This is a genomic window from Ruegeria sp. YTSA075 (assembly GCF_059610245.1).
Window position 1 is genome coordinate 79,451 of sequence record NZ_JBXWNG010000001.1, and the last position, 24,487, is coordinate 103,937.

At 56.3% G+C, this 24,487-nt stretch carries 28 protein-coding genes; 16 read left to right on the forward strand and 12 right to left on the reverse strand.

Annotated elements, in window-relative coordinates:
- The first annotated feature begins 14 nt into the window (after positions 1–14).
- From AC2FGE_RS00385 to AC2FGE_RS00400, 4 genes are all read left to right on the forward strand, one after another.
- Entirely contained in the window at positions 15–1,205 is a 1,191-nt protein-coding gene (locus AC2FGE_RS00385; protein WP_496817244.1) for a Hint domain-containing protein, read from the forward strand.
- 119 nt (positions 1,206–1,324) lie between these two features.
- Complete coding sequence (rpmB, locus tag AC2FGE_RS00390) at positions 1,325–1,612, forward strand: 50S ribosomal protein L28 (RefSeq protein ID WP_496817245.1); 288 nt, start codon at positions 1,325–1,327, stop codon at positions 1,610–1,612.
- Between the two features lie 395 nt (positions 1,613–2,007).
- A complete protein-coding gene (locus tag AC2FGE_RS00395; RefSeq protein WP_496817246.1) occupies positions 2,008–2,358 on the forward strand; it encodes a hypothetical protein in 351 nt (116 codons plus the stop codon).
- Positions 2,359–2,404: 46 nt separating this feature from the next.
- Entirely contained in the window at positions 2,405–2,884 is a 480-nt protein-coding gene (locus tag AC2FGE_RS00400; RefSeq protein WP_496817247.1) for a copper chaperone PCu(A)C, read from the forward strand.
- Positions 2,885–2,978: 94 nt separating this feature from the next.
- On the opposite strand, the gene AC2FGE_RS00405 is transcribed toward AC2FGE_RS00400, so the two are convergent.
- Together AC2FGE_RS00405 and AC2FGE_RS00410 are read right to left on the reverse strand one after the other, a co-directional pair.
- Entirely contained in the window at positions 2,979–3,587 is a 609-nt protein-coding gene (locus AC2FGE_RS00405; protein WP_496817248.1) for an HdeD family acid-resistance protein, read from the reverse strand.
- Between the two features lie 51 nt (positions 3,588–3,638).
- Complete coding sequence (locus AC2FGE_RS00410) at positions 3,639–4,331, reverse strand: NAD-dependent deacylase (RefSeq protein WP_496817249.1); 693 nt, start codon at positions 4,329–4,331, stop codon at positions 3,639–3,641.
- Between the two features lie 28 nt (positions 4,332–4,359).
- Between AC2FGE_RS00410 and AC2FGE_RS00415 the strand changes: the two genes are divergently transcribed.
- Positions 4,360–4,821, forward strand: a complete 462-nt coding sequence (locus tag AC2FGE_RS00415) for a low molecular weight protein-tyrosine-phosphatase (RefSeq protein WP_496817250.1) — start codon at positions 4,360–4,362, stop codon at positions 4,819–4,821.
- Here the strand turns inward: AC2FGE_RS00415 and AC2FGE_RS00420 are convergent.
- From AC2FGE_RS00420 to AC2FGE_RS00430, 3 genes are all read right to left on the reverse strand, one after another.
- Complete coding sequence (locus tag AC2FGE_RS00420; RefSeq protein ID WP_496817713.1) at positions 4,788–5,750, reverse strand: LysR family transcriptional regulator; 963 nt, start codon at positions 5,748–5,750, stop codon at positions 4,788–4,790. The two genes, AC2FGE_RS00415 and AC2FGE_RS00420, sit on opposite strands and share 34 nt — an antisense overlap.
- 65 nt (positions 5,751–5,815) lie before the next feature.
- Complete coding sequence (locus AC2FGE_RS00425) at positions 5,816–6,124, reverse strand: hypothetical protein (RefSeq protein WP_496817251.1); 309 nt, start codon at positions 6,122–6,124, stop codon at positions 5,816–5,818.
- A gap of 119 nt (positions 6,125–6,243) precedes the next feature.
- On the reverse strand, positions 6,244–7,719 hold the full coding sequence (locus tag AC2FGE_RS00430) for a hypothetical protein (protein WP_496817252.1): 1,476 nt from the start codon (positions 7,717–7,719) through the stop codon (positions 6,244–6,246).
- 84 nt (positions 7,720–7,803) lie between these two features.
- Between AC2FGE_RS00430 and lepA the strand changes: the two genes are divergently transcribed.
- Positions 7,804–9,603 carry a translation elongation factor 4 gene (gene lepA, locus AC2FGE_RS00435; RefSeq protein WP_480826715.1) on the forward strand — a complete coding sequence of 600 codons (1,800 nt, stop codon included), beginning with the start codon at positions 7,804–7,806 and terminating at the stop codon, positions 9,601–9,603.
- A 99-nt stretch (positions 9,604–9,702) separates the two neighbouring features.
- Here the strand turns inward: lepA and AC2FGE_RS00440 are convergent, their stop codons facing one another.
- The 3 genes from AC2FGE_RS00440 to AC2FGE_RS00450 all read right to left on the reverse strand — a co-directional run bounded on the left by AC2FGE_RS00440 (position 9,703) and on the right by AC2FGE_RS00450 (position 12,271).
- Positions 9,703–9,876 carry a hypothetical protein gene (locus AC2FGE_RS00440; protein ID WP_496817253.1) on the reverse strand — a complete coding sequence of 58 codons (174 nt, stop codon included), beginning with the start codon at positions 9,874–9,876 and terminating at the stop codon, positions 9,703–9,705.
- 364 nt (positions 9,877–10,240) lie between these two features.
- The gene (locus tag AC2FGE_RS00445) at positions 10,241–10,711 is read right to left on the reverse strand and encodes a hypothetical protein (RefSeq protein WP_496817254.1); all 471 of its coding nucleotides are present in this window, start codon (positions 10,709–10,711) and stop codon (positions 10,241–10,243) included.
- A 1,422-nt stretch (positions 10,712–12,133) separates the two neighbouring features.
- Positions 12,134–12,271 (reverse strand): entericidin A/B family lipoprotein, encoded by a 138-nt coding sequence (locus AC2FGE_RS00450; protein ID WP_353006163.1) that lies wholly within the window; start codon positions 12,269–12,271, stop codon positions 12,134–12,136.
- 254 nt (positions 12,272–12,525) lie between these two features.
- On the opposite strand from AC2FGE_RS00450, the gene AC2FGE_RS00455 reads away from it, so the two are divergent.
- The 6 genes from AC2FGE_RS00455 (at position 12,526) to AC2FGE_RS00480 (ending at position 16,289) form a co-directional block, all read left to right on the forward strand.
- Positions 12,526–13,158: an ATP-dependent Clp protease proteolytic subunit gene (locus AC2FGE_RS00455; protein ID WP_170530866.1), complete on the forward strand. Its 633-nt coding sequence runs from the start codon at positions 12,526–12,528 to the stop codon at positions 13,156–13,158.
- 134 nt (positions 13,159–13,292) lie between these two features.
- A complete protein-coding gene (clpX, locus tag AC2FGE_RS00460) occupies positions 13,293–14,558 on the forward strand; it encodes an ATP-dependent Clp protease ATP-binding subunit ClpX (protein ID WP_496817255.1) in 1,266 nt (421 codons plus the stop codon).
- Between the two features lie 66 nt (positions 14,559–14,624).
- Positions 14,625–15,002, forward strand: coding sequence for a RidA family protein (locus tag AC2FGE_RS00465; protein WP_496817256.1), 378 nt, complete (start codon positions 14,625–14,627; stop codon positions 15,000–15,002).
- A 73-nt stretch (positions 15,003–15,075) separates the two neighbouring features.
- Entirely contained in the window at positions 15,076–15,459 is a 384-nt protein-coding gene (locus AC2FGE_RS00470) for an NADH:ubiquinone oxidoreductase subunit NDUFA12 (protein WP_496817257.1), read from the forward strand.
- A gap of 12 nt (positions 15,460–15,471) precedes the next feature.
- Positions 15,472–15,924 carry an outer membrane lipid asymmetry maintenance protein MlaD gene (mlaD, locus tag AC2FGE_RS00475; protein WP_496817258.1) on the forward strand — a complete coding sequence of 151 codons (453 nt, stop codon included), beginning with the start codon at positions 15,472–15,474 and terminating at the stop codon, positions 15,922–15,924.
- Positions 15,921–16,289, forward strand: a complete 369-nt coding sequence (locus tag AC2FGE_RS00480; protein ID WP_496817259.1) for a DUF2155 domain-containing protein — start codon at positions 15,921–15,923, stop codon at positions 16,287–16,289. The genes mlaD and AC2FGE_RS00480 overlap by 4 nt, the downstream gene beginning before the upstream one ends.
- Here the strand turns inward: AC2FGE_RS00480 and aat are convergent.
- The 4 genes from aat to AC2FGE_RS00500 form a co-directional block, all read right to left on the reverse strand.
- Positions 16,244–16,876 (reverse strand): leucyl/phenylalanyl-tRNA--protein transferase, encoded by a 633-nt coding sequence (gene aat, locus AC2FGE_RS00485; RefSeq protein ID WP_496817260.1) that lies wholly within the window; start codon positions 16,874–16,876, stop codon positions 16,244–16,246. The two genes, AC2FGE_RS00480 and aat, sit on opposite strands and share 46 nt — an antisense overlap.
- A gap of 51 nt (positions 16,877–16,927) precedes the next feature.
- Complete coding sequence (accC, locus tag AC2FGE_RS00490; protein WP_496817261.1) at positions 16,928–18,277, reverse strand: acetyl-CoA carboxylase biotin carboxylase subunit; 1,350 nt, start codon at positions 18,275–18,277, stop codon at positions 16,928–16,930.
- Positions 18,278–18,286: 9 nt separating this feature from the next.
- Entirely contained in the window at positions 18,287–18,784 is a 498-nt protein-coding gene (gene accB / locus AC2FGE_RS00495; RefSeq protein ID WP_496817262.1) for an acetyl-CoA carboxylase biotin carboxyl carrier protein, read from the reverse strand.
- A 142-nt stretch (positions 18,785–18,926) separates the two neighbouring features.
- The gene (locus AC2FGE_RS00500) at positions 18,927–19,463 is read right to left on the reverse strand and encodes a LuxR C-terminal-related transcriptional regulator (protein ID WP_496817263.1); all 537 of its coding nucleotides are present in this window, start codon (positions 19,461–19,463) and stop codon (positions 18,927–18,929) included.
- A gap of 198 nt (positions 19,464–19,661) precedes the next feature.
- Between AC2FGE_RS00500 and AC2FGE_RS00505 the strand changes: the two genes are divergently transcribed.
- The 4 genes from AC2FGE_RS00505 to AC2FGE_RS00520 all read left to right on the forward strand — a co-directional run bounded on the left by AC2FGE_RS00505 (position 19,662) and on the right by AC2FGE_RS00520 (position 24,393).
- Entirely contained in the window at positions 19,662–20,951 is a 1,290-nt protein-coding gene (locus tag AC2FGE_RS00505) for a helix-turn-helix domain-containing protein (RefSeq protein WP_496817264.1), read from the forward strand.
- Between the two features lie 78 nt (positions 20,952–21,029).
- Positions 21,030–21,410, forward strand: a complete 381-nt coding sequence (locus AC2FGE_RS00510; protein ID WP_496817265.1) for a response regulator transcription factor — start codon at positions 21,030–21,032, stop codon at positions 21,408–21,410.
- A complete protein-coding gene (locus AC2FGE_RS00515; protein WP_496817266.1) occupies positions 21,407–21,715 on the forward strand; it encodes a hypothetical protein in 309 nt (102 codons plus the stop codon). The genes AC2FGE_RS00510 and AC2FGE_RS00515 overlap by 4 nt, the downstream gene beginning before the upstream one ends.
- On the forward strand, positions 21,715–24,393 hold the full coding sequence (locus AC2FGE_RS00520; protein ID WP_496817267.1) for an ATP-binding protein: 2,679 nt from the start codon (positions 21,715–21,717) through the stop codon (positions 24,391–24,393). The genes AC2FGE_RS00515 and AC2FGE_RS00520 overlap by 1 nt, the downstream gene beginning before the upstream one ends.
- Positions 24,394–24,487: the final 94 nt, after the last annotated feature.

Below are 24,487 nucleotides of genomic sequence, written 5' to 3' on the forward strand. Positions count from 1 at the left end.
GGGAATAGAGGACCATGCCCAATATAAGGGGTACCAACGGCAATGACATAATCGACGTTACCGGTGACAACGGGACGTTGAATGGAACGCCTCAGGGTACGCCGATCGATAATATTCGCGGCCGTGGTGGCAGCGACCAGATCACCGTCACGAACAGCACGGTTGTCGGAGTTGTACGTGGCAACGGGGGTGGTGACGACATCACCATCACCGGCAGCACAGTTGGAACACTGAATGCCGGAGGGGGCGCGGATACCGTCGTTGTGCGTGGGTCCGACATCAGCAGTATCGCATTGGGGAATGGCAACGATACGCTGGATTTCCAAAGCACCAATGTGTCAGGTACAGTCGACGGCGGGGGGGGTACCGATACGCTGAACCTGCCTGAAGGTACCGTGATCACCGACAGCACGTTTGGCACAATCACGGTCGAGGCAGGCACCAGTTATTCGCTGTCCAGCGGGTCGTTTACCCTGCCGTCCGGAACGACGGTCACGTATACAGGGTTCGAAAATGGTGCCGGGTTTCCGTGCTTTACCCGCGATACTCTGATCGCGACGGATTGCGGGCTTTGCCCTATTCAGAACATCGAGGCCGGGGATCGGGTTCGGACGGTCGGTCTGGGGTCACAAACTGTGCGTTGGGCCGGACAGCGGGCGTTCACAACCCATGACCTTGAGCAGGACCCTAAATTACGCCCGGTGCGCATCGTGGCGGGTGCTCTGGGACAGGGGGTGCCAAACCGCGATTTGCTGGTCTCGCGCCAGCATCGGATGCTGGTTCAATCCAAAATCGCGCAACGCATGTTTGGCGCGACTGAAGTTCTGATTCCGGCGATCAAACTGACCTCTTTGCCGGGTATCTACGTTGATCACGACGTGCAATCAGTCGAGTATTTTCACCTGCTGTTTGACCGTCACGAGGTTATCTATGCCGAAGGCGCCCCGAGCGAGAGCCTGTATACTGGGCCTGAGGCGTTGAAATCGCTCAGCACCGCCGCGCGGCGTGAGATATTCAAGATATTTCCAGAACTGGCGGATCACGATCACAGCCCCGACCCGGCGCGGCTGATCCCGCGTGGCAAGTTGCAGGCCAAGCTGGTTTCGCGTCATTTGAAGAACAACAAACCGCTGTTGCATGCGCCGGGCGCGCCTGCGTTCGGGGAAGATACAGGGGGTGCAAATATTCCGCCTAACCTGTCTTGACCCTACCTGCGATTCCCACTACACGCATCCAACCAGTTTTCGGGCGCGACTTCGGGTTGCGCCCCTTGTGATTTGGCCGCAGGCGTTTTGCCCGGCCTCCAGAAACAAAGGAAGAAACCATGTCGCGCCGTTGCGAACTGACCGGAAAAGGCCCGATGACTGGCAACAATGTCAGCCACGCCAAAAACAGAACTCGTCGTCGTTTTCTGCCGAATCTGAACGACGTCACCCTGCAGTCCGAAACTCTGGGTCGTGGCGTTAAGCTGCGTATCTCGGCGGCTGCGCTGCGTTCTGTCGACCACCGTGGTGGTCTGGACGCGTTCCTGGCCAAAGCCAAGGACGAGGATCTGTCTACGAACGCATTGAAAGTGAAAAAGGAAATCGTCAAGGCGCAAGCGTCGGCGTAACCTTCTCATTACCTACGGTTTGAATGACCCCGTACCCGATTGGTGCGGGGTTTTTCATTTTGCGATTCTGCTTGGGGTGAAAAAATTGAAATAAATTGTAACAACCGTGAAATAGTTCACATACGCGCGAGGACACAATGCGTATTTTGATTGCATTCTTTGGGCGGGGGCCGAGTGATGTCGTTAAAGAGTTTCTATATTTTCCTGTTGCTTTCGACCGTTTTCAAAAAATCTATTTTGGCCTGCACGCGCATTCAGCGTCAGGTGAATCGCTCCCATACCAGTCTGACCAAAGGGGCCGTTAAACGGCCTGGGCTGGATTACTAAGAGACGCTTCAAGCGCGACTGTTTGGCGCTTGAAGCGTTTCATCTGTCTGGCCTATATGCGGGTCACGATGAGATCTACGTTACATAAGTTTCTGCCGATAATTGTGTCTCTGCTGCTGGTTCTGACCGGGCAGAGCCTTGCGGTGTCGCGCGGCGTAGATATGGCCACAGGCCAGATGGTCCTGTGTACCGGAAACGGCCCCGTTGTTGTTTATGTTGACGCCAACGGACAGCCAACAGCCCCACCACATTACTGTCCCGACTATGCGCTGACCTTGTTGGGGGCGGTCGCAGATGCGCAACCCGCGCAACCCGATGCTTCGGTTCAACGGCCTCCCGCGCCATCGCGCGATAAGGGCAATCTTATTGCCCCTCCCGTCCCGGACACACCTGCGCGCGCGCCTCCCGTCTTGGTCTGACCCCACGATAGTTTTTCAGACCACCAAACAGATAAGGAGAGGCGCAATGTCCCTCAAAACAACCCTGTTCGCCACTTTTGCAACTGTCCTTCTGGCCGTTCCGGTCCTTGCTGACAGCCAGATCGTGGTTGACGATGCCTACGCCCGTTCATCCGGCAAAACTGCCAAGGCAGGGGCGGCGTTTATGATGATCGAGAACCAGGGCGATACGGATGATCGGTTGATCAGCGCAACATCAGATGCCGCAGCCCGGGTAGAATTGCACACGCATAAGATCAACGATGATGGCGTGGCGCAGATGGTCCATGTTGAGGAAGGTTTTGCCATCCCGGCAGGCGAGACCTACATGCTCAAGCGCGGTGGTGCGCATGTAATGCTGATGGGATTGAAAGCCCCGTTCGAGCACGGTGCAACAGTGCCTGTTACGCTGGTGTTTGAGCAGGCCGGAGAGATCGTGCTGGACGTTCCGGTGGATCTGGAGCGCCAGGACAAGCATGGCCACGATCACGGATCCCATTCGAACTAGCAGCAACGCCTGTCTTCGGGCCGCTTTGCGGCCGTCATCCATGCGTCAGGCCGGGCAATGCCCGGCCTGCTTGCAGTGTAGCTCGTGTTAGTTCCTAGCGATGAATGGTCTTCATGCCGACCCGGTCGTTGGCGCTGCGCAGACGATTTGCCAGCCAGAACATGACAACTGCAATGGCAAGCGCTGAAAAGGCAATCGCCCATCCTAGCGCGTCCAGAGCAATGGCGGGCCAGATCATAAGCACGAGGCCCACGATCAGCGCCGCAATCCCAGAGCCGCGCATCGAGCGGCGTTGCGGATCGCGCTCATTCATTTGCTGTGACGCGGCCAGAGAGCCAATGCCGATGATCAACGCCCAGGCCCCCAACAGGAAGAAGGCCAGCTTTACTGTGCCCTCGGGCCAAATCAGCAAAATCAGGCCGATCAACACCGCGCCGATCGCTGCGCCGCCCAACAGGCCTCTGCGGCCGACCCCCAGCAGCGTCAACCCGCCATCAATGATCAGCAAAGCACCAACCAAGCGCAGCAGCAAAGCAATGCTGCCAGAGGGCCAGAACAGCGCGGCAATGCCAACAGCACCGGCCAAAACACTGCGAACCAAGAAGGTCCACCAAAGACTGGACAGCTGAGCGCTGAGCCGGTCGCGATTGGCCATGCTGCCATCGTCGAGAATTTCACCGATTCTTGGGTCTTGATCTGTCATGGTGTGGTTTCCCCTGAATGAGGTGATGCATGTGTTAGTGCGATTTGCCTCTTATGTCTTTGTCATCAGCAACCGATCAACCCATTTTGGCACGGTTTCGGTTGCTTTGCCCAGCAGGCGGTCATCGAAACCACCGCCTGTCGACTCCAGATTGATCTCAACGGTATGCGCCCCGGCTGCGTGTGCTTCGTGTACAAAAGCGGCGGCGGGGTAGACCTGACCAGACGTGCCGATTGCGGCAAAGATCGAAGCGGTGGCGAGATGATCGAAAATCTGGTCCATATGATACGGCATCTCACCGAACCAGACGATATCGGGCCGCCCGGATGGGGCATTGCAGGCCGGGCAGGGCTCATCAGGGGCCATTTCTGGCGGTGCTGTCCACCGATGGCCACAATCCCCACACAATGCACCAGACAGGATACCATGCATGTGGATCACCCCTGAAGCGCCGCCAGCCTCGTGAAGACTGTCTACGTTTTGTGTGACGATGACCACATCGCCGGACCAATCCTGTTGCAACCGGGCAAGGGCCTTATGCGCGGCATTGGGGTGGACCTGAACAGCCTGAACCCTGCGGGCATTGTAGAACCCCTGAACCAAAGCCGGATTCCGGGTAAACGCCTCGGGCGTCGCGACGTCTTCGATCCTGTGTTGTGCCCAAAGCCCGCCTTCATCCCGAAAGGTGCTGAGCCCGCTTTCGGCGGAAATGCCTGCTCCGGTGAGAATGACGATCTTTTCCATGTGCCCTCTGCGCGGTAGAAGATTGCTTATGACACAGCGTATCCTCTTTGTGTGTTTGGGCAATATCTGTCGGTCACCTGCGGCCGAAGGCGTGTTTCGCGCCAACGCCCCACATCATACAACCGACAGTGCCGGAACCGCGGGCTGGCATATTGGCAGCCCGCCCTATGGTCCCATGCTATCTGCGGCTCGCGCCCGCGATGTCGAACTGGGTGATCTTCGCGCAAGGCAGTTTGTGGCTAAGGATTTTAATCAGTTCGATCTGATCATAGGAATGGATGCCGACAATATCGCGAATATCGAGGCCCTTAGGCCGGATGGAAACAACACGCCCGTTCGGCTGCTGACAGAGTTCGCTCCTCAGGCCGGTGCAGATCACGTACCAGATCCTTACTATACGCGGGATTTTGACGGGGCGTTGGACTTGATCGAGATCGCCGTCGCTGGGCTTGCCGATCACCTGGATGGATCGTCCAGCACCTTCAATTGATCACTGAGCCAGGGCAGTTTCGCCGTCGCCGGGTCAATGATCTGGCTTTGCATCAGCCGCCGCATCATGCCTGCCACCTCTTGCGGCACCTGATCTGACCAGTCCGTGCGGGTGAACAATGAAATGGTCCGGGCAAATGCGCCAAACGGACAGGGATGGACCTGCATCTCTTCGTGAAACCGCGCCGCGCGCATATAGCCCAGCGGCGTTGTGATCGCCCAGCCCAGACCGCGCGCAACCATCGCCATCAACGCCAGGTGTGAGCCGATCTCGAACCGTTCTTCGTATTCAACTTGCTGGCGTGCCAGGTGGCCTTCGATCTGGCGACTGATCAGCTGCTCGCGCGCATAGCGCAGAAAAGGCAGGTCCTGCACGACGGTCTGCGCATCACCCGCGCCAGCCGGGGCGACCAGTATAAATGGATCCTGCACCAACGGATATTCAATAACACCTTCCAGCACTTCGCCGCTATGGGCGGAAACGGCCAGATGCAGGCGCTGTGCGTCCAACTCGGCAAACAGGTCCAGACTGGGCAGGGTGATCAGCTTGAATTTTGATCGGGTCAGGCTGTCAGCCAGCAGTGTCGCAAGCCGAGGTGTTAGGTCATTGTCGAAATCGTCGATCAGACCGATGGACAAGGTGGTGAGATGCCCCAGATCCATTACCGTCAGCTCGCTCTGTGCCATCTGCAATTCACCCAGCACTGCCTGCGCGCGGGTCAGAAAGCTGCGCCCGGCTTGGGTCAGCCGCATCGGCCGCCGCCCGTGATCGACCAGATCGGTGCCCAAGGCCTTTTCCAGATTGCGCAATTGCTGGGAAACCGAGGGCTGGCTGAGCCCCGTGATCTTGGCCGCCTGCGCCACCGATCCGGTCCGCGCAAGAGCCTCAAACACCTCTAGGCCCCGCAGGGTCAGCCCTTTCATCACCATCGCACATACCTTTCGCTGCGCCATTTCTGGGGCGCAGCGTGCATCAGGTCAAGGACTGACAGGGGTTAGCTGCAGATCGCCTGCGCCATCTGGCCGAAGTTCTGATACCGATCCCACAGCGCATCATCGCGCGCGGTCTGCGACATCTTCAACTGCTGCGCCTGATGGGGGTCTTCGAACCATTTCGACACGGTCTTCTGATCACTGCGCGTCAACGCCTGATCGGCTACACGCTGAATGCAACTGCAACGATCACGTGTCGCCGCCTGACGGTCTGAGGCCAGACACGCCCGTTTGATCTGCGACGCGTCTGCCGCCGGTGCCACCGCCGTCAGCGATGCCGCACAGAATGCGATGAGGAGGAACTGTTTCATACTCGAGCCTCGTTTTTTGCCTGCCCGGACGGGTCTTATGCCCCTCTCGGTCTGCGGCAGAGTATGAATCATTCGAGGATGTGGATCAATTCACAAAAATTGCATCAGTTGATTTCTTTTCAGAGGACACCAAAAATTTTCAAACCGAGTTGCACGACCGCATACAACATTCCCGTCGCGCCGCCGGCTTGCATCGCGAGTCGTACTGTCTTGTTGCCCTTGCTATCATGAAATTCCGCCGCCTTATCTATCAGGAGACTCATTTTCGACGCTCGATTAAAAACCCGTATTGCTGCGTCAGCACCGTGCAGAGGTGGTGCACCAACCGGCAACGGGAGTAGACTATCGTTGACTAGAGATGGAATATCCTCAGCAAAATCATCTGCCAAATCTCCTTCACTCAAATCGATCAACACAGGTTTTGCTTTTTGCAACAAGCTTTTCGCGTCATCGTCGAGTTCTGAAAACGTCTGCAGCGCTAACTGTTCACGATTGGCCAATACTTCCGGGTGATTTGCCCGAATACCACGCACACCTTCCTCAACCGCTTCAAGAAGCGCGAGATTGTCTTCACTGTCGGGCAACTCGTTGCTTACATGTATTTGTCGCCTTAGCCCCTTGGCAACTAAGGTTAGCGTCAATTCTGCTTGCTGCGGATTGTTGCTGTAACGGGTGACAGCTCGCGTAATCTTGCGGTGCTCGCTTGATCTTTCAGAAATTCCGTTGGCCCCTTGCAGGGCATCGTCCAGTGCATCCGAAACATTAGCTAACAGTGATGTAACAAGCGGTTCGTTTAAAACAGGTATTGGGACTGCGCGAAACTTATTAGTTGTCGGATTCAGCTCAACGTTCTCTGCTTGAGGCAGGCTCTTCGAGAGAGCCATCGCCATAATCTGTCGAATTTCTATGGCTATTGCTTCGGGGCCACGCTTCCAAACTACATTGTCGATCATCGCAATACTGAATTGAATGTCCCAGTTGATTGGGGCTCCATCGAGCAAGCTGAGGTACCAATTGCTCCAAAATTCAGCAGTGTCGTAGTCGGCTGACCGGGTCAGTAAGGGTTCAAAATGGGTCAACTTGCTGGCTTGGTCGCGCCAAAGTGGAGAATAAATTACTCCGTCGGCCCTGCCTCCTTGTGATAGTTGAACATAGTCTTCTGTAAGCTCCGCTAGGTGGGCAGCCCTTCGGTGACGTTCGTCTGCTACATTAGCTCCCATGTCGGTAATGTATGTTGAATAATACTGTCGATCCTGCTCGATTATTCGCAGCAAATTGGGGCTGGGAGTGATCGCTGCTCTCAATGCATAATTAGACATTACATGCACGAGACGATCTAATCCGGTTGGTGATATCTTTGGTCGAACGCTGCTGCCCAAGTTCGTAATTTTATCCCTTAAGACACGGTCGCGTGTAGCTGCATAGGCTACAACCGTTAGAATCCTTCTAAGCGAGAACAAGTTGGTTTTATTTAAAGACCACGTTTTGGCATCTGCAGTATCAAAAGTTCTCAGGATTGAACGAATTGCAAGCACTAGTCTTTGCTCTTCGGTCAACGATGCTGAAAGTTCTCCAATTTCTTCAAAACTGTCCATTTACTAACTTCAATATTATGAACATCAAGATACCAATTGTTGCCACCTTGACCAACCCACGATTCCTCTACATATCCCCAACTCATGACAGACCTCGCTCATATCCGCAATTTCTCCATCGTCGCGCATATCGACCATGGCAAATCCACCCTTGCTGACCGGCTCATCCAAGAGACCGGAACGGTCAAGGATCGCGACATGAAGGAACAGCTGCTCGACAGCATGGATATCGAGCGGGAGCGTGGCATCACCATCAAAGCCAACACGGTTCGCATCGACTATACCGCCGACAATGGCGAGGCATACGTGCTGAACCTGATCGACACCCCCGGCCACGTGGATTTTGCCTACGAGGTCAGCCGGTCCATGCGCGCGGTCGAGGGCTCGCTGCTGGTCGTTGACTCGACCCAAGGGGTCGAGGCGCAGACGCTGGCGAACGTGTATCAGGCCATCGACGCCGATCATGAGATCGTGCCGGTTCTGAACAAGATCGACCTGCCTGCCTCCGATTGTGACCGCGTGGCGGAACAGATCGAGGACGTGATCGGCATCGACGCGACCGACGCAATTCAGGTCAGCGCCAAGACCGGGCAGGGCATTCATGAGACGCTCGAAGCCATCGTCCAGCAACTGCCCGCACCGCAAGGCAATCTCGACGCGCCGCTCAAGGCGATGCTGGTGGATTCGTGGTACGACGCCTATCTCGGCGTGATCGTTCTGGTCCGCATTATGGACGGCACGCTGAAAAAGGGCATGCGGGTCAAGTTCATGTCGAACGGCACCCTGCATCATGTCGACCGCGTCGGCGTTTTCCGCCCCGAGATGGAGATGGTTGACAGCCTCGGCCCCGGTGAGATCGGCTTCCTGACCGCCTCGATCAAACAGGTCCGCGACACCCGCGTCGGTGACACGATCACCAATGACCGCAACGGGACTGAAATCGCGCTGGACGGGTTCAAACCCGCGCAGCCGGTGGTGTTCTGCGGTCTCTTCCCCGTGGACTCGGCCGAATTCGAAGACCTGCGCGATGCGATCGACAAACTGGCGCTGAACGACGCCAGCTTCAGCTTTGAAATGGAAACTTCGGCCGCACTTGGCTTTGGCTTCCGCTGCGGCTTCCTCGGCCTTCTGCACCTTGAGGTCATCCGCGACCGCATCGAACGCGAATATGATATCGAGCTCATCACCACCGCACCCTCGGTGATCTATCACGTCTACATGAAAGACGGCGAAATGATCGAGCTGCACAACCCCGCCGACATGCCCGACCCTTCAAAGGTCGACCATATCGAAGAGCCGCGCATCAAGGCGACCATCCTGGTTCCGGATGAATACCTCGGCGACGTGCTGAAACTGTGTCAGGACCGCCGCGGCATCCAGTTGGACCTGACCTATGCGGGCAGCCGCGCCATGGTCGTCTATGACCTGCCGCTGAACGAGGTTGTCTTTGACTTCTACGACCGCCTGAAATCAGTGACCAAGGGCTATGCCAGCTTCGACTACCAGATGACCGGTTATACCGAGGACGCGCTGGTCAAGATGTCGGTGCTGGTGAATGACGAACCGGTCGACGCGCTGTCGACCATGGTTCACCGCGACCGGGCCGAGATGCGGGGCCGGGCGATGTGCGAAAAGCTCAAGGACCTGATCCCGCGCCACATGTTCAAAATCCCGATCCAGGCCGCCATCGGAGGCAAGGTCATCGCCCGCGAGACCCTCTCGGCGCTGCGCAAGGACGTGACCGCCAAATGCTACGGAGGCGACGCCACGCGGAAACGCAAACTGCTGGACAAGCAGAAGGCGGGTAAGAAGAAGATGCGCCAGTTCGGGAAGGTCGATATCCCGCAGGAGGCGTTTATTTCCGCTTTGAAGATGGACAGTTAACAGCTGGCCATTTTTGCGGCGGGTGGGCGAAAGCGGTTGGCGCAGCCAACTGCGTGCCCACACGGTGGGTTGGGGGAGCGACCGCCGTCGCTCAACCCACTACTTTTCCTTCCGAACACCCTTGAAGGGTTTCTTGTCGGAGGTTTTGACGTCCATGAAGCGACCATTTGAGGTGTCGCGCTTCACATAGTGGCCGGATGGCGTTTTGGTTTGAGAGCGGCCTTTGACCATTCCCTTTCGACGCCCGTCACCTGATGGCGGGTTAGTAGCCATGATTTTCTCCTTAGCTGGTGTGGCAAGCGGGGCTGCAATAGTAGCAACCGTTAACTTGACTGTAGTAGTGGCGTGCAGCTGCTACGGCCGGACCACATGTGGCGAACTCGCCAAGGTAAATCCGATTTTCAGGCTGCGGCATCCAGCTGCATCCGGTTTTATGGACTTCATGGTCGCCATTCGCTTGCTGATTTTTGTTCACGTAGTAACGTGCCATCCCTCAATCCTTTCATGATTGGCGGCAGTTGAAATTTAGGCGAAAATCAGCGAAGCTTGAATTGCTAGATCGACTTCGAGAGATTCTCGCCAGTTGATAGGATTGGTCAGCCTTTTGGCTGGCCTTTTCTATTTGTGAGTCTGTTTCTTACTTCCTCCTTGGGTAGCTCTGATACCGTGGTCTGTAGTCTTGCATTTCTTTTTCCAAATTGGCTCTAGATCTCTCCAAAAGCGCACGTTGGGATAGTGCCATAACTGGATCCGTTAAACTCCACTTTCCTGTACCTTCGTCCAAGCTAACCTCTGCGTCTGCTTTTAGGCGCGATAGTTGTGGAGACAGGCTAGTGCGAGCGACTTCGGCGTTGTGCATTTGACTTATCCAATGGATGATCTGATCCGAAGTTCCCCCTTCGGGATTGCGGGCGAGGACGTTGCGTATCATCTCTTTGATTGTCAGTTTTTCACGCTGATCTTCATCGTCTTTGGAGCGCTGAGTGTTTTCCAAGTTCGCGCGCATTTTGCGAAGCGCTTCTAGTTCAACTAGTAGCTCTTTGCGCTTGCGAACGATCATTTCTTCGCGTTGCTCTAAGTATTGCCAAAGATCAAGTTCATTACTCATCATCAAATCCTCTTGAGACTAGATTAGACTTCGACGCCAAGAATGGCAACGGGTAAAGTCTCTGTGGATAAAATTGGGGACTCAAGATATATATATGGTAAATAATATCGAGTCCAATCAATATATAGTGTCAAATAGAATACATGGACTTTATCTGAATTTCTGTTTTCCATCGTTTTTGTTCGACTAATGTTCAACTTGATTCTCTGGTGAAGTCACATTGGCTAGGAGCTTAAGTTTCATCCACCCGCCCGGCGGCACCGCCGGGCCGCGCCGACCCGCCCCCATGGGGCGGCGCGTTTGCGCCTCCCCTCGGGTCGGTCGCGGCCCTCAGTTCTGATGATCGACCGCTGTCAGCGACTAAAGCCGCGCTGAAGCGCAGATGAAGCTTTCCTTAGAAAAGTTGTAACCGGCAGGTGCCCTTCCAATCTGTTTAACAGGGCAGCGGGGATTTACGCCGTAGCCTGCGGATCAGAACGACCTACAGCACTGTTCTGGACTGACAGGCGAACCGGAGCGTCTCCGGCCTGATCGAGAGTAGGGGGTACCAGCTGCCTAAGCGGGCAGCGTTTAGTAGGTATTTATGATCAGGTCGGGACGCTTCTCAGAGCGCCAATCCGCAGGGCTGGGCGCTTTTCGATTCGGGCTCAACCAAAGCGGGATTCGTCGGTTTGCGATTGAACATGGCCTTCGCAGGTGCAGCATTGCCTGAAATTTGCGCGTTTTCGATCTGTTCGGAGTTTTCCACGCGCAAGCAGGCCAGTTTGCAAAACTTCTCGATTTATCCACATCGTCCTCCCGGCGGATATCAACAGGTTATCCCCGTCTAATTTTCATGCTGCAGTGCTATTTTCTTGCCGGTATTGGGCGTCAATGTAACAGTAAGGTTACCGCAGCACTTCCTCGGAACAGGCAGCGGGGCGCAAGGGCCAGGGGCCAACGCAGGATCGGGTGGATTTTAGGATTTACGCGGATTTGCAGGGGTTTACCGGTTGCTGGACAGTCGAGTTGGGTGTCAGATCCCGGGTTGATAGATCAGCTTCTCAAAATGGATCTTGTGCGCTGTGACGGCCTTCGGGTCGAAACGGCAGTCGCAGCTTCGAAAGGGGCTGAGGCAACTGGATCAGGGTGCCCTTCGGGGTGTGCTGACCCGGCAAGGCGTCAGGAGTGTCCGCAAGGATACATGCAAAGACCGCGTCTGCGCACCTGACGCCTTTTCCTATTCTGGTTCCATACAGGCATCATTCAAGACCCCTTCGAATGGAAACGGGGTTCCTTCGTGCGAACGAAAGAACCCCGTCTTTGCGTCAGATGATGCAATGCCGCGTCTATGCACCTGTAGCGCAAGACTAGTGGCTTTGGATCAGGAGATCAACAATATGTTGATGAATTTTGGGGCGGCTCCGCAATATACTGGGCCGGTCAGATGTTCTCTTGAACCTCAGTGGCCGCATTCTGGATTGCATCCCCGGCGTTTTCGATATCTTTGCCCGCGCCTTTGGCGGTTTCGCAGGCGGTCAGGGCAAACAGGCTCAGGCCAATCAGGATTGCTCGGATCATACTCGTCTCCTTGGTGGTCGATCATGATTTCGGTAGCACCTTTTCACAAGCGGGACCAGCATCAGCAACGCTGTTCGTAACAAAAGCGGCAAGCCCGGTTGAATATGGCCTGAGGCAACGCCAGCGATCAACAATCTCACAATCGACCTGCGAAGTGAGGCGCACCCCTTGCAGCCCCCCAAAGGCAACACTAAGACTCGGGTAACACTTGTTGGGATACTCTCCCGATCCATAGCAAAGCAGGCAGGTTAAGAATGTTCGATCCCGTAGACACCTATATGAATACGCTTGTCCCCATGGTTGTCGAGCAGACCAGCCGCGGTGAGCGCGCCTATGACATTTTCTCGCGTCTGCTGAAAGAGCGGATCATTTTCATCAACGGTCCGATCCATGACGGGATGAGCCATCTTGTGGTGGCGCAGCTGCTGCATCTTGAGGCGGAAAACCCGAACAAGGAAATCTCGATTTACATCAATTCGCCCGGTGGCGTGGTGACCAGCGGTTTGTCGATTTACGACACAATGCAGTACATCAAGCCGAAATGTTCGACATTGGTGATCGGTCAGGCGGCCTCGATGGGGTCGGTGTTGCTGGCCGGTGGTGAGAAGGGAATGCGCTTTTCGCTGCCCAACAGCCGCATCATGGTGCACCAGCCCAGCGGCGGCTATCAGGGTCAGGCCAGCGACATCATGATCCACGCGGCCGAGACGCAGAAACTGAAAGATCGCCTGTATGATATCTATGTGCGCCATACAGGGCAGACAAAAAAGGCGGTTGAAAAAGCGCTGGATCGTGACAATTTTATGAGCCCGGAAGAGGCGAAAGATTGGGGCCATATCGACGAGATCGTCGAGAACCGCGCCAAGATGGACACGGAAGAAGCCTAAGAAACATGCCTGGCGCCATCGGCGTCGGGCGCATTTTTGAGATTGTAGCCGCCACAGTGCTGGCCTAAGCTGCATGAACATGCGCAAGCGCGACCTCAGGATGGGGCGTGTGGACGAAGCCCGAAAGGTAGATCATGGCGACGAATTCAGGCGGTGACAGCAAGAACACGCTCTACTGTAGCTTTTGTGGAAAAAGCCAGCATGAGGTGCGCAAGCTGATCGCAGGCCCGACCGTTTTCATTTGCGATGAGTGTGTCGAGCTTTGCATGGACATCATTCGGGAAGAGACCAAAGCCAGCGGGCTGAAATCTTCTGATGGGGTGCCGACGCCCAAGGACATTTGTGAGGTGCTGGACGACTACGTCATCGGTCAGGCCACGGCAAAGCGCGTTCTCTCAGTTGCGGTCCACAATCACTACAAGCGTCTGAACCACGCACAGAAGGCTGGCGGTGATATTGAACTCGCCAAATCCAACATCCTGCTGATCGGCCCTACGGGCTGCGGCAAGACATTGCTGGCCCAGACGCTGGCGCGCATTCTGGATGTGCCCTTCACCATGGCAGATGCAACCACGCTGACCGAGGCAGGTTATGTGGGTGAAGATGTCGAGAACATCATCCTCAAACTGCTGCAGGCCAGCGAGTATAATGTTGAACGCGCACAGCGCGGGATCGTCTATATTGACGAGGTTGACAAGATCACGCGCAAATCAGAAAACCCTTCGATCACGCGTGACGTGTCAGGTGAGGGTGTGCAGCAAGCACTGCTGAAACTGATGGAAGGCACCGTGGCCAGTGTGCCGCCCCAGGGGGGGCGCAAACACCCGCAACAGGAGTTCCTGCAGGTGGACACGACCAACATCTTGTTTATCTGCGGCGGCGCTTTTGCGGGGTTGGACAAGATTATTGCACAGCGTGGCAAGGGCTCGGCCATGGGCTTTGGTGCTGATGTGCGCGACAACGATGATCGCGGCGTGGGTGAGATATTCAAGGAGTTGGAACCCGAGGATCTACTGAAATTCGGCCTGATCCCGGAATTTGTTGGCCGCTTGCCGGTTCTGGCAACTTTGGAAGACTTGGACGAAGACGCACTTGTCACCATTCTGACCAAGCCCAAGAATGCTTTGGTCAAGCAATATCAACGCCTCTTCGAACTCGAAGACGCCGAGTTGGCCTTTACCGATGATGCGCTGAAGGCGATTGCCAAAAGGGCAATCGAACGCAAGACCGGCGCGCGCGGGTTGCGGTCGATCCTCGAAGATATCTTGCTGGACACGATGTTCGAATTACCAGGCATGAAGAACGTGACCGAGGTGGTCGTGAACGAAGAAGCTGTGACCTCTGTTGCGCAACCTTTGATCATCTACGCCGAGGCGGCAGAATCTGCGTCAGCTGGCTGAACAGTTCGACCGAATTGATGCAACGGCACGGCAAACCCGTGCCGTTTTTCAGTGTAGGAGGGTTAAATGATTAGAAGAATTCATTCTGGCGGAGAGTATGAAGAGAAGGTTGGGTACTGCCGAGCGGTGGTAGCGAATGGCTTCGTATTTGTGGCAGGGACGTGTGCGCAAGGTGAAAAAATCCCGAAAGATATCGCTTCTCAATGCAAATCGTCATTGCACGCTATCGAAAAAGCTCTGGCTGAGGCGGGCGCAGGTTTTAAAGACGTTGTGCGCGTAAACTATTACCTGCCTGATATGTCAGAATTTGAACAATGCTGGCCTCTCCTAAAAGAGGCCTTTGGCGTCAACCCTCCAGCAGCGACAGTCATTGAATGCAATCTGATTACGCCACAGGATCGTATTGAAATCGAAGTAACGGCCGCGTTGCCGGAAAAACGCTGATGATTTCTGTAGTACTGGACCTTAGCGCGCCTTTGGTCCATACCATTGCCGAGCACTTTGCCGGAGGCACCTGATGGGCATTCTGAACACTCTTTTGCGGGCCGTGACCTGGTGGAATGGAGCAACCTTGAACACCCAGATTTATACCGCGCGAAAAGGTGTGAAAGTTGGTGAGGATAACGAAGGCAACGTCTTCTATCGCAACGCAGATGACAGCAAACGCTGGGTGATCTTCAATGGTGAGGCCGAAGCCAGCCGCGTTGATCCCGATTGGCATGGCTGGTTGCATCGCACTTGGGATGAACCTCCAACCGATAAGCCGCTGCCTCATAAGTCCTGGGAAAAACCGCATCAGGAAAACCTGACAGGGACAGTTTTGGCCTATACCCCGGCAGGGTCGCTGCGCCGGCCCGACCCGGTGGAGCGCAAAGACTACGAGGCCTGGAGCCCCGAATAACAGAGGCGAGTAATGTCGACCCACAATTGGACCGAAGTCATCGTCGGTGGTGCCGTTCTGGCTGTTGCCATTTCATTTGGCGTTTATGCCAGCCAGTCAACGGGCCTGTCGCAAAGCAGCGCGGGTTATGAGCTGGGGGCCTCCTTCCGGTCGCTTGAAGGGGTTGGCGTGGGTACCGATGTGCGCTTGGCCGGGGTCAAGATCGGCACCGTCACAGACGTCAATCTGAACCCGGATACCTATCGCGCCGATACGACTTTTACGATTGCGGATGGGATTCTTGTGCCTGATGACAGTGCTATCGTGATCTCGTCTGAAGGACTTTTGGGCGGCAACTTTGTCGAGGTTATGCCGGGCGGCTCACCGTTCTTTTTTGAGCCCGGTGATGAGATCGAAGATACCCAAGGCGCGGTCAGCCTGATTTCGCTACTTGTCAAATTCGTGGCCGGAGACAGCGGCGAATGAAGTATTTGGCGCTAATGGCGATGGCGTTTTGCGCAACGGCTGCATCTGCGCAGCAGAAGGTCGAATCTGGTCCTGGCGCCATGTTGCGGGGCCTGGACAAAGTAAACGGCCAGACCGTTGATATCGAAATGCAAAACGGCGACACCCAGCCCGTGTTTGGATTGGATGTAGCCTTGGGGGATTGCAGGTACCCGGCGGACAACCCCACAGGTGATGCGTTTGCCTATCTGACGATCTGGGAAGAAGGCAAGGCAGACCAGCTGTTTGACGGTTGGATGATTGCGACATCACCAGCGCTGAATGCTTTGGATCATGCGCGCTATGACGTCTGGGTGATCCGCTGTATCACACCATCCGCTGACTGAGGAATATCAGCGGAAAAATCGGCGCTTGCGTTGATCGCTTCCTCAAGTGCTTCACGATATGTACCGCGTGGAATTTCGATGGCGCCAAGTGACGCAAGGTGAGTTGTCAGGAACTGTGTATCAAACAGCTTGAAACCCGTTTGTCTAAGCCGGTCGACCAGATAGGTGAGGGCGATTTTTGAAGCATCTGTGCGCCGCGAAAACATGCTTTCCCCAAAGAAAGCGGCCCCCAACACGACGCCATAGACACCGCCAACCAGTTGGTCGTTGTCCCAAACCTCTAGTGAATGGGCGTGACCTCTCATATGTAATTGATCGTAGAGGCGCCGCAACTCGGTATTGATCCAGGTATCTGCGCGGTCTGCGCAACCATCAACAACGCCGTTGAAATCCTGATTGATCGAAATGTCAAAGCCGGATCTGCGCAGGCTCCGGGCCAGACTGCGCGAGATATGAAACCCGTCCAGAGGGAACACACCTCTGTATTTCGGATCGACCCAGAACAACTCAGGGTCATCCCGATGTTCAGCCATGGGAAAAATGCCGATGGAGTAACCATGCAGCAAAAGCTCCGCAGTCAGGCTCATGAGAAAAACCCCAAGGCCGGAGGAGTGGTTCCATCCGGCCTTCCAGACAGGTTAGTCTGCCATATTCTCCGCAAGCCAGTGCTCCAGCCAGTGGATGTTGTATTCGCCGCTATGCAGGTCGGGTTCCTGCAGTAGGGCGTGGAACAGCGGAACGGTGGTGTCGATGCCGTCAACGATCAACTCTCCCAAAGCGCGCTCCAAACGGGCCAGTGCCTCGGTCCGATCGCGCCCTTGTACGATCAGCTTTGCGATCAGCGAATCGTAGTAGGGTGGGATCGAATACCCGTCATAAAGCGCCGAATCCATCCGTACGCCCAGACCGCCGGGCGCATGATACGCCGTGATCTTACCGGGGCAGGGGGAGAAGTTGGGCAGCTTCTCAGCATTGATCCGAACCTCGATGGCGTGGCCTTCGATTTGCAGATCATCCTGAGTGAATGACATCGGCAGGCCCGAGGCGACGCGGATTTGTTCGCGCACAAGATCGACGCCGAAAATGCCTTCGGTTACCGGGTGTTCCACCTGCAGGCGGGTGTTCATTTCAATGAAATAGAACTCACCGTTTTCATACAAGAACTCGATGGTGCCGGCGCCGATATAGTTGATCTTCGCCACAGCGTCAGCGCAGATCTTACCGATCCTGGCCCGTTCTTCGGGGGTGATGCTGGGGCCGGGGGCCTCTTCAAACACTTTCTGATGGCGGCGCTGAAGCGAACAATCGCGTTCACCCAAATGCACGGCCTTGCCTTTGCCATCGCCGAAGACCTGAATCTCAATGTGGCGCGGCGTGGTCAGGTATTTTTCGATATAGACCTCATCGTTGCCAAAGGCAGCTTTACCCTCGGCACGTGCGGTCATGAAGGCGCTTTCCATCTCATCCGCTCTCATCGCGACTTTCATGCCGCGTCCGCCACCCCCGGCGGTTGCTTTGATGATCACGGGATAGCCGAATTCCTCACCAATGCGCTTGGCGTCTTCCAACGTGGGAACGCCACCGTCGGAACCGGGAACACACGGCACACCCAGCGCCTTCATTGTGTCCTTGGCAGTAATCTTGTCGCCCATCACGCGGATATGTTCGGCGGTGGGGCCGATGAAGGTGATGTCGTGGTCTTCGACGATCTGCACGAATTCGGCGTTCTCGGACAAAAAACCATAGCCGGGATGGATCGCCTGCGCGCCGGTGATCTCACAGGCCGAGATAATGGCGGGGACGGACAGATAACTTTGCGGGCTGGGCGGGGGACCGATGCAGACCGATTCGTCCGCCATGCGCACATGCATCGCGTCGCTATCGGCGGTGGAGTGGACGGCGACCGTCTTAATCCCCATCTCGCGAGCGGCGCGGATGACGCGCAGGGCGATCTCGCCTCGGTTGGCAATCAGGATCTTGTCGAACATGGGCCCGCCTTACTCGATGATGACCAGAGGGGTGCCGAATTCCACAGCATCGCCGTCGCCAACCAAAATGCGTTTGACGGTACCCGATTTGGGCGCGTGGATGTGGTTCATGGTCTTCATCGCCTCGACGATCAGCAGCGTGTCGCCTTCGGACACCGCTCCGCCGACGGAAATGAACGACGGCGCGCCAGGTTCGGCCTGCATGTAAACAGTGCCAACCATGGGCGAGGTGACCGCGCCAGGATGGCTGGCCGGGTCATCTTGTGGGGCTTCGGTCGCAGCGGCAGCAGGGGCTGGTGCGGCGGCGGGGGCTGCCGGGGCAGCGGCAGGAACAGCGACCTGAACCGGAGCAGCGGCAGCCTGCGTCATGCGGCTGACGCGCACATTCAGGCTGTCTTCTTCGCCATACTCGCGTTTCACCTGCAATTCAGTTAGGTCGTTGTCGCGCAGCAATTCGGCCAGTGCCTTGATGAATGCTACATCCGCTTCGTGTTTGGTATCTGTCATGAGTGTCCTCGACGGTTCCCCTAGTGGCCCATCTAAACCTGCGGGCTTTGGTCTGATTACGCAGCGTTATAAGCTAAGCGCCGGGCCATGAAAAGCGCAGTCTGAAGTCGTGATTCAAGGAATTTGTGCGGGCAAAGCGCAGTTAGAGCGGCATGCCCGAAAGTTTCGCCACGAGCTCCGATAATTTACGCGCGCCGAACTTTTCCAGCAGGCGTGCGCGGTAGGCTTCGATCGTGCGATAGCTGAGGCCGAGTTCGGCACCGATTTCCTTGGCCGAGAGGCCGCGGCAGGACAGGATCGCCACCTCGCGTTCCCGCACAGTCAGTTCGACCACGGGGCGTTCTTCCGAGATGTCTGAAAAGCTCCAGATCCCGTGACGGAACGGATCATCCGGTGTCAGCGACCTGCCGCGCGCGCGACACCAGAATAAATCGCCATTGCGTCGCCGCATCACCCGTTCATCGGTGTAATAGCCGGTATCCCGCATCACCTGTAAGCTACGCGCGCCGATCCTTTCCCAATCCGCGACGGAGGGGTAAAGGTGCAGCAGCGGCATGTTGCGATAGTCGCTCTCACCCCCTCCGAAGGTCCGGGCAAATTGCAGATTGCAACGCCGGATGATCCGGTTTTCCAGTTCAACCAGCCCAATTGGGGCATATTCGAAGGCGGGGTCACTCATCGTTGTATCGTGCCGGGAATTGGTTGGAAATAGAAGAGGTCATGAGAATTTGCTGTGGATTTGAAGTGGATGATTTGCTGTTGCTTTTGTTAATCTTGTAAATCTCGCCTGAAAACTCTGCCTTAACTGCATTGATTAAATAAGATATCTTGAAAACACTTAATTGTGATTCAAAGCTTGGCGAGGGAGAAGCCATTGATGCGCGATACGCTTACCGGCAGCCGGATCCGTGAACGCCGTCAGATCTCGGGCCTCAGGCAATCCGAGCTTGCAAAGCGTGTTGGAATTTCGCCGTCATATCTGAACTTGATTGAACATAACCGCCGCAGGATCGGTGGAAAGCTTTTGGTCGATATTGCCGATGCCTTGGATGTGGAGCCCTCGCTGCTGACCCAGGGTATAGAGGCGACGCTGATTTCTGCACTGCGAGAGGCGGCGGCAGATGCAGTCGGACAACGGGCCGAGGTTGACGGGCTGGAGGAATTTGCCGGTCGCTTTCCCGGCTGGGCCGAGGTTCTGGCGCAAATGCATCAGCGCGTCGTGTCATTGGAACGCACGGTCGAGACGCTATCGGACCGGTTAACGCATGACCCGCATCTGGCCGCGTCGATGCACGAGGTTTTGTCGACCGCCGCTGCAATACGATCTACCGCATCGATTTTGGCGGACACACAGGATATCGAAGCCGAATGGCAGGACCGGTTTCACAAGAACCTGCATCAGGATGCTGAACGTCTGGCCGAAAGCTCTAAGGCGCTGGTGTCTTATCTGGATGAAAGCGACGCGACCAAGACCCCGCGCAGTGTTCCGCTGGAAGAGGTTGAGAGCTTCTTTGCCGCCCAAAACTACAGTTTCCCCGAACTCGAAGCGGGGGTAGGGGTTGAGAGCATTGCCCTAGACGGGCTGAACACCGCCACCGCCCGTTCTGTCGCCCTAGAGATTTTGCGATGGTGTGCACGGGATGCGGTGGCGATGCCGCTTGCCGAGCTAAAGCAAGTTCTGGCCAAGGGCGAACCTGACCCCATCACGTTGGCGCAGCGTTTCGCGGTCGACATCCCCACGGTTTTGCGGCGTCTGGCCTTTGTGCCAGAGCAGGATTTGATGCGCCCGGCAGGACTTGCCTTGTGCGATGCATCGGGCAGCCTGCTGTTTCTGAAACCGCTTCCCGGTTTCGTGATGCCGCGCCATGGCGAGGCTTGTCCGTTATGGCCATTGTTCACTGCCCTAAGTCGCCCTCTGGTGCCGGTTCGCAGACAAATCGCTCAGTTGGGGCGCAGTGCGGCTGAGTTCGAATGTCACGCCTATGCTTGGCCTCATGCGGTGCCAGGCTATGATCAGGACCCGGCTTATCGGTCGGTTATGCTGGTGCGACCGGTTGGGGAAGAAGGGGCATCGGCTTTGACCCAGGTCGGGGCCAATTGCCGGGTCTGCCCCAGCCGAGATTGCACATCGCGGCGCGAGCCTTCGATTCTGAGCGAAGGTTTTTGACAGGTCGATGACTGACCGCTTAATCTGGCGGTGGCAGCGGGCCTAGAGCGCGATCTGCCATGGGGAGGAATTGAAAATATGAGCCGTAAGGTTCTGTTGATCGAGGATGAGCCGAACATCGCTGAGGCCATCCGCTTTTTGCTGACACGCGAAGGCTGGCAGGTTGAAACGCATTCGGAAGGTTCTGATGCGGTTCAGGTGATTCAGGCTGCGGCCCCGGATCTTGTCATCCTTGATGTCATGCTTCCGGGAAAGAACGGCATGGATATTCTGCGTGACCTGCGCGAATTGGACGGGATGCAACGCCTGCCTGTCCTGATGCTGACGGCACGCGGACAATCCCGTGATCGGGAAATGGCCGAAAATGCAGGGGTCAGCCGGTTCATGACAAAACCGTTTTCAAATGCCGAGGTCTTGACTGCGGTGCGCGATCTACACGCGCAGGCCTCACGGGCATGAACTCTGATAGTGACATAGACCGGATACCAAAGGGCAAACGGTCCTCACTATTCCTTGGGCGGCAAAGCTACCGCCGCCGCAGGCTGGCTGATGCGGCCCGGCTGTTGCCGTTTCTGGGTGCGGCGCTTTTGGCACTGCCGCTGCTGTGGCCTGATCAGAACGGGGGCGACAACGCTGTGCCGCTTTCATCGGCTATGCTGTACATCTTTGTGTGCTGGGGCGTGCTGATCGCGACTGGCCTGATCTTTGGCCTGACGGCCAGAGGGTTGGGGGTTCGCGACGATATAGGTGCGGACACTGAGTGATGGCGACGCCGAATATTCTGATATTGGTCAGCCTGGGCTATGTGGTTCTGCTGTTTGGTGTGGCTTTCGCCGCTGAAAGAATGGCCGAGGCGGGGCGTGGGAAATGGCTGCGGTCGCCCCTAATCTACACGCTTTCCTTGTCGATCTATTGTACCGCCTGGACCTTTTATGGCGCGGTTGGCAATGCCGCGCGATCCGGGCTGGAATACGTCACGATCTATCTGGGGCCAACGCTGGTTATGGTCAGCTGGTGGTGGGGGCTACGTAAGCTGGTCCGGGTTGCACGCAGCCAAAGGGTGACCTCGATCGCCGACCTGTTGTCGTCTCGCTACGGAAAGTCCAACACGCTTGCCGTGTGCGTCACTATTTTGGCGGTTCTTGCCGGTACGCCGTATATAGCCCTGCAACTTCAGTCGATCACCCTGTCATTTTCGATTTTTGTCGAGGCTGCTCCATCTGGCCTTTACCCAAGCGGATCAAACGTGTTTTGGGTTGCCGCCGGGCTGGCTGTCTTCGCTATTCTGTTCGGCACGCGAAATCTGGATGTGAACGAGCGTCATCATGGCGTGGTCACAGCGATTGCGGTGGAATCGGTGGTGAAATTGTTCGCCCTGATCGCCGTTGGCGTGTTCGTCGTGTGGGGGATTGCTGGCGGGATTGGTCCGATGATGGATCAGATTGATGCCTCGGAGATCGGCCAATGGAACATCGACGCAGGTCGTTGGACCGTGTTCATCTTTCTATCCGCCGCCGCCTTTGTCTGTCTGCCGCGCATGTTTCAAGTTATGGTTGTTGAAAACGACGATGAGGGCCATCTGAGCACCGCGGCCTGGGCTTTCCCGTTGTACCTGCTGCTGATGAGCCTGTTTGTTGTTCCTATCGCGGTGGTTGGTTTAGACCTTTTGCCACCTGGCTCGAACCCTGATCTTTTCGTGCTGACGGTGCCGCTGTCACAGGGCAATGACTGGCTTGCCATGCTGTCCTTTATCGGTGGTTTTTCGTCGGCAACCTCGATGGTGATCATCACCGCGATGGCACTTTCGACGATGGTGTCGAACCAGATTGTCATGCCGATCTGGCTGAATACGCATGAACGCGTGGGCTCGGCCCCCGGTGATGTGCGGACCATCGTTTTGATGGCACGCCGAGTGTCGATCGCGGTCATCATGATGCTTGGGTATTTCTATTACAGCCTGATTGGTGACGGCGCGGCGCTGGCTTCCATCGGGTTGATCGCCTTTGCGGGGGTCTCGCAGATGCTGCCCGCTCTGGTGGGCGGATTGTTCTGGCGCGGCGCCACGCGCATCGGTGCCTTGGCCGGGCTGACGGTGGGTTTTGCACTTTGGTGCTATACGCTGCTCTTGCCGGGAATGGGCGGGCTTTGGATGCCTCAATCGGTGATCGAGCAGGGCCCTTTCGGGATAGGTTGGCTGCGCCCTCAGGCCCTGTTCGGAATCGAGGGGATGGACCCGATGGTCCACACAGTGATGTGGTCGATATCTTTGAACACAATCGTCTTCTGCGTCGCGTCGCTTCTTAGCTTCCCGAGCCCATTGGAGCGTTTGCAGGGGGCCCAGTTTGTGAATGTCTTTGACCATTCCGTTGCGCCGCGCGGCTGGTCGGGGTCGGTGGCGCAAAGCGAAGATTTGATGATCATGACCCAGCGCATTCTAGGCACCGGCCCCGCACAGGCGTTCTTTCAGGCCGAAGCCGAGCATCAAGGCGGACGGTCACATCTGCCCGAGCCTACGCCGGGCTTCCTGAACCGGCTTGAACGCGAGCTTAGCGGTTCGGTAGGTGCGGCCACGGCCCATGCCATGATTGGCCAGATCGTGGGAGGTGCCTCAATTTCGGTCGAGGATTTGTTGGCTGTGGCGGACGAATCCGCTCAGTTGCTGGAATACTCCAGCCAGCTGGAGGTCAAGTCGGCTGAACTAAGCCGGACCGCGCGGCAGCTGCGCGAAGCCAATACCAAGCTGACCCTTATGTCGGAACAAAAAGACAGCTTCTTAAGCCAGGTCAGCCATGAGCTGCGCACCCCGATGACCTCGATCCGGGCGTTTTCCGAAATCCTGCGCGATACCACGGGGCTCAGCGCTGAGGAACAGACCCGCTTTGCCGCAACCATTCACGATGAAGCCTTGCGTCTGACGCGGTTGCTGGACGATCTGTTGGACTTGAGCGTGCTGGAAAATGGTCAGGTCAGCCTGAACATGAGCGATGGTAGCCTGCGTTCAATACTGGATCGTGCGGTCTCAACCGCGTTGGCCGGAGCATCGAAACCTCTGACAATCCGCCGAACACGCGCTGCGGAGCGTATTCCGCTACATACCGACCTGGACCGTTTCGGACAGGTCGTCATCAACCTGATTTCCAACGCTCAGAAATACTGCGATGCGGATGAGCCCGTTTTGACGATTTCGGCCCATGATATCGGGGGTCGCGTGGTGATTGATTTCGTTGACAATGGCAGTGGCATCCCGGTTGATGCCCAGTCGATGGTGTTTGAAAAATTTGCGCGGATCGGGATCGATAAGGCCGGCGGCGCGGGGCTGGGGCTGGCGATCTGCCGTGAGATCATGCAGCGGCTTGGGGGCGAGATCAGTTATCTGCCGGGGCAGGGCGGGGCTGCGTTCCGTGTCAGCCTTCCTTTGGCCTATCAACAAGCGGCCCAATGACGTGCGGGTAAAGAACTTCGTAACACTCACCGGGTTACATCAAGGGTCAGAGGCTCGAACAATTGGTGAGTTTTGGTCATGTCAGAGGCAGGGA

What these genes read in the sequence shown, in the direction of transcription:
- AC2FGE_RS00450 (WP_353006163.1), bottom strand. Translation starts at nt 12,271, where the DNA reads ATGATCCGAGCAATCCTGATTGGCCTGAGCCTGTTTGCCCTGACCGCC.
- clpX (WP_496817255.1), top strand. Translation starts at nt 13,293, where the DNA reads ATGGCGACGAATTCAGGCGGTGACAGCAAGAACACGCTCTACTGTAGC.
- rpmB (WP_496817245.1), top strand. Translation starts at nt 1,325, where the DNA reads ATGTCGCGCCGTTGCGAACTGACCGGAAAAGGCCCGATGACTGGCAAC.
- accB (WP_496817262.1), bottom strand. Translation starts at nt 18,784, where the DNA reads ATGACAGATACCAAACACGAAGCGGATGTAGCATTCATCAAGGCACTG.
- AC2FGE_RS00480 (WP_496817259.1), top strand. Translation starts at nt 15,921, where the DNA reads ATGAAGTATTTGGCGCTAATGGCGATGGCGTTTTGCGCAACGGCTGCA.
- mlaD (WP_496817258.1), top strand. Translation starts at nt 15,472, where the DNA reads ATGTCGACCCACAATTGGACCGAAGTCATCGTCGGTGGTGCCGTTCTG.
- AC2FGE_RS00515 (WP_496817266.1), top strand. Translation starts at nt 21,407, where the DNA reads ATGAACTCTGATAGTGACATAGACCGGATACCAAAGGGCAAACGGTCC.
- AC2FGE_RS00465 (WP_496817256.1), top strand. Translation starts at nt 14,625, where the DNA reads ATGATTAGAAGAATTCATTCTGGCGGAGAGTATGAAGAGAAGGTTGGG.
- AC2FGE_RS00445 (WP_496817254.1), bottom strand. Translation starts at nt 10,711, where the DNA reads ATGAGTAATGAACTTGATCTTTGGCAATACTTAGAGCAACGCGAAGAA.
- AC2FGE_RS00470 (WP_496817257.1), top strand. Translation starts at nt 15,076, where the DNA reads ATGGGCATTCTGAACACTCTTTTGCGGGCCGTGACCTGGTGGAATGGA.
- AC2FGE_RS00505 (WP_496817264.1), top strand. Translation starts at nt 19,662, where the DNA reads ATGCGCGATACGCTTACCGGCAGCCGGATCCGTGAACGCCGTCAGATC.
- AC2FGE_RS00395 (WP_496817246.1), top strand. Translation starts at nt 2,008, where the DNA reads ATGAGATCTACGTTACATAAGTTTCTGCCGATAATTGTGTCTCTGCTG.
- AC2FGE_RS00420 (WP_496817713.1), bottom strand. Translation starts at nt 5,750, where the DNA reads ATGGTGATGAAAGGGCTGACCCTGCGGGGCCTAGAGGTGTTTGAGGCT.
- AC2FGE_RS00500 (WP_496817263.1), bottom strand. Translation starts at nt 19,463, where the DNA reads ATGAGTGACCCCGCCTTCGAATATGCCCCAATTGGGCTGGTTGAACTG.
- AC2FGE_RS00455 (WP_170530866.1), top strand. Translation starts at nt 12,526, where the DNA reads ATGTTCGATCCCGTAGACACCTATATGAATACGCTTGTCCCCATGGTT.
- accC (WP_496817261.1), bottom strand. Translation starts at nt 18,277, where the DNA reads ATGTTCGACAAGATCCTGATTGCCAACCGAGGCGAGATCGCCCTGCGC.
- AC2FGE_RS00385 (WP_496817244.1), top strand. Translation starts at nt 15, where the DNA reads ATGCCCAATATAAGGGGTACCAACGGCAATGACATAATCGACGTTACC.
- AC2FGE_RS00425 (WP_496817251.1), bottom strand. Translation starts at nt 6,124, where the DNA reads ATGAAACAGTTCCTCCTCATCGCATTCTGTGCGGCATCGCTGACGGCG.
- AC2FGE_RS00410 (WP_496817249.1), bottom strand. Translation starts at nt 4,331, where the DNA reads ATGGAAAAGATCGTCATTCTCACCGGAGCAGGCATTTCCGCCGAAAGC.
- AC2FGE_RS00440 (WP_496817253.1), bottom strand. Translation starts at nt 9,876, where the DNA reads ATGGCTACTAACCCGCCATCAGGTGACGGGCGTCGAAAGGGAATGGTC.
- AC2FGE_RS00400 (WP_496817247.1), top strand. Translation starts at nt 2,405, where the DNA reads ATGTCCCTCAAAACAACCCTGTTCGCCACTTTTGCAACTGTCCTTCTG.
- AC2FGE_RS00405 (WP_496817248.1), bottom strand. Translation starts at nt 3,587, where the DNA reads ATGACAGATCAAGACCCAAGAATCGGTGAAATTCTCGACGATGGCAGC.
- aat (WP_496817260.1), bottom strand. Translation starts at nt 16,876, where the DNA reads ATGAGCCTGACTGCGGAGCTTTTGCTGCATGGTTACTCCATCGGCATT.
- AC2FGE_RS00415 (WP_496817250.1), top strand. Translation starts at nt 4,360, where the DNA reads ATGACACAGCGTATCCTCTTTGTGTGTTTGGGCAATATCTGTCGGTCA.
- AC2FGE_RS00510 (WP_496817265.1), top strand. Translation starts at nt 21,030, where the DNA reads ATGAGCCGTAAGGTTCTGTTGATCGAGGATGAGCCGAACATCGCTGAG.
- lepA (WP_480826715.1), top strand. Translation starts at nt 7,804, where the DNA reads ATGACAGACCTCGCTCATATCCGCAATTTCTCCATCGTCGCGCATATC.
- AC2FGE_RS00520 (WP_496817267.1), top strand. Translation starts at nt 21,715, where the DNA reads ATGGCGACGCCGAATATTCTGATATTGGTCAGCCTGGGCTATGTGGTT.
- AC2FGE_RS00430 (WP_496817252.1), bottom strand. Translation starts at nt 7,719, where the DNA reads ATGGACAGTTTTGAAGAAATTGGAGAACTTTCAGCATCGTTGACCGAA.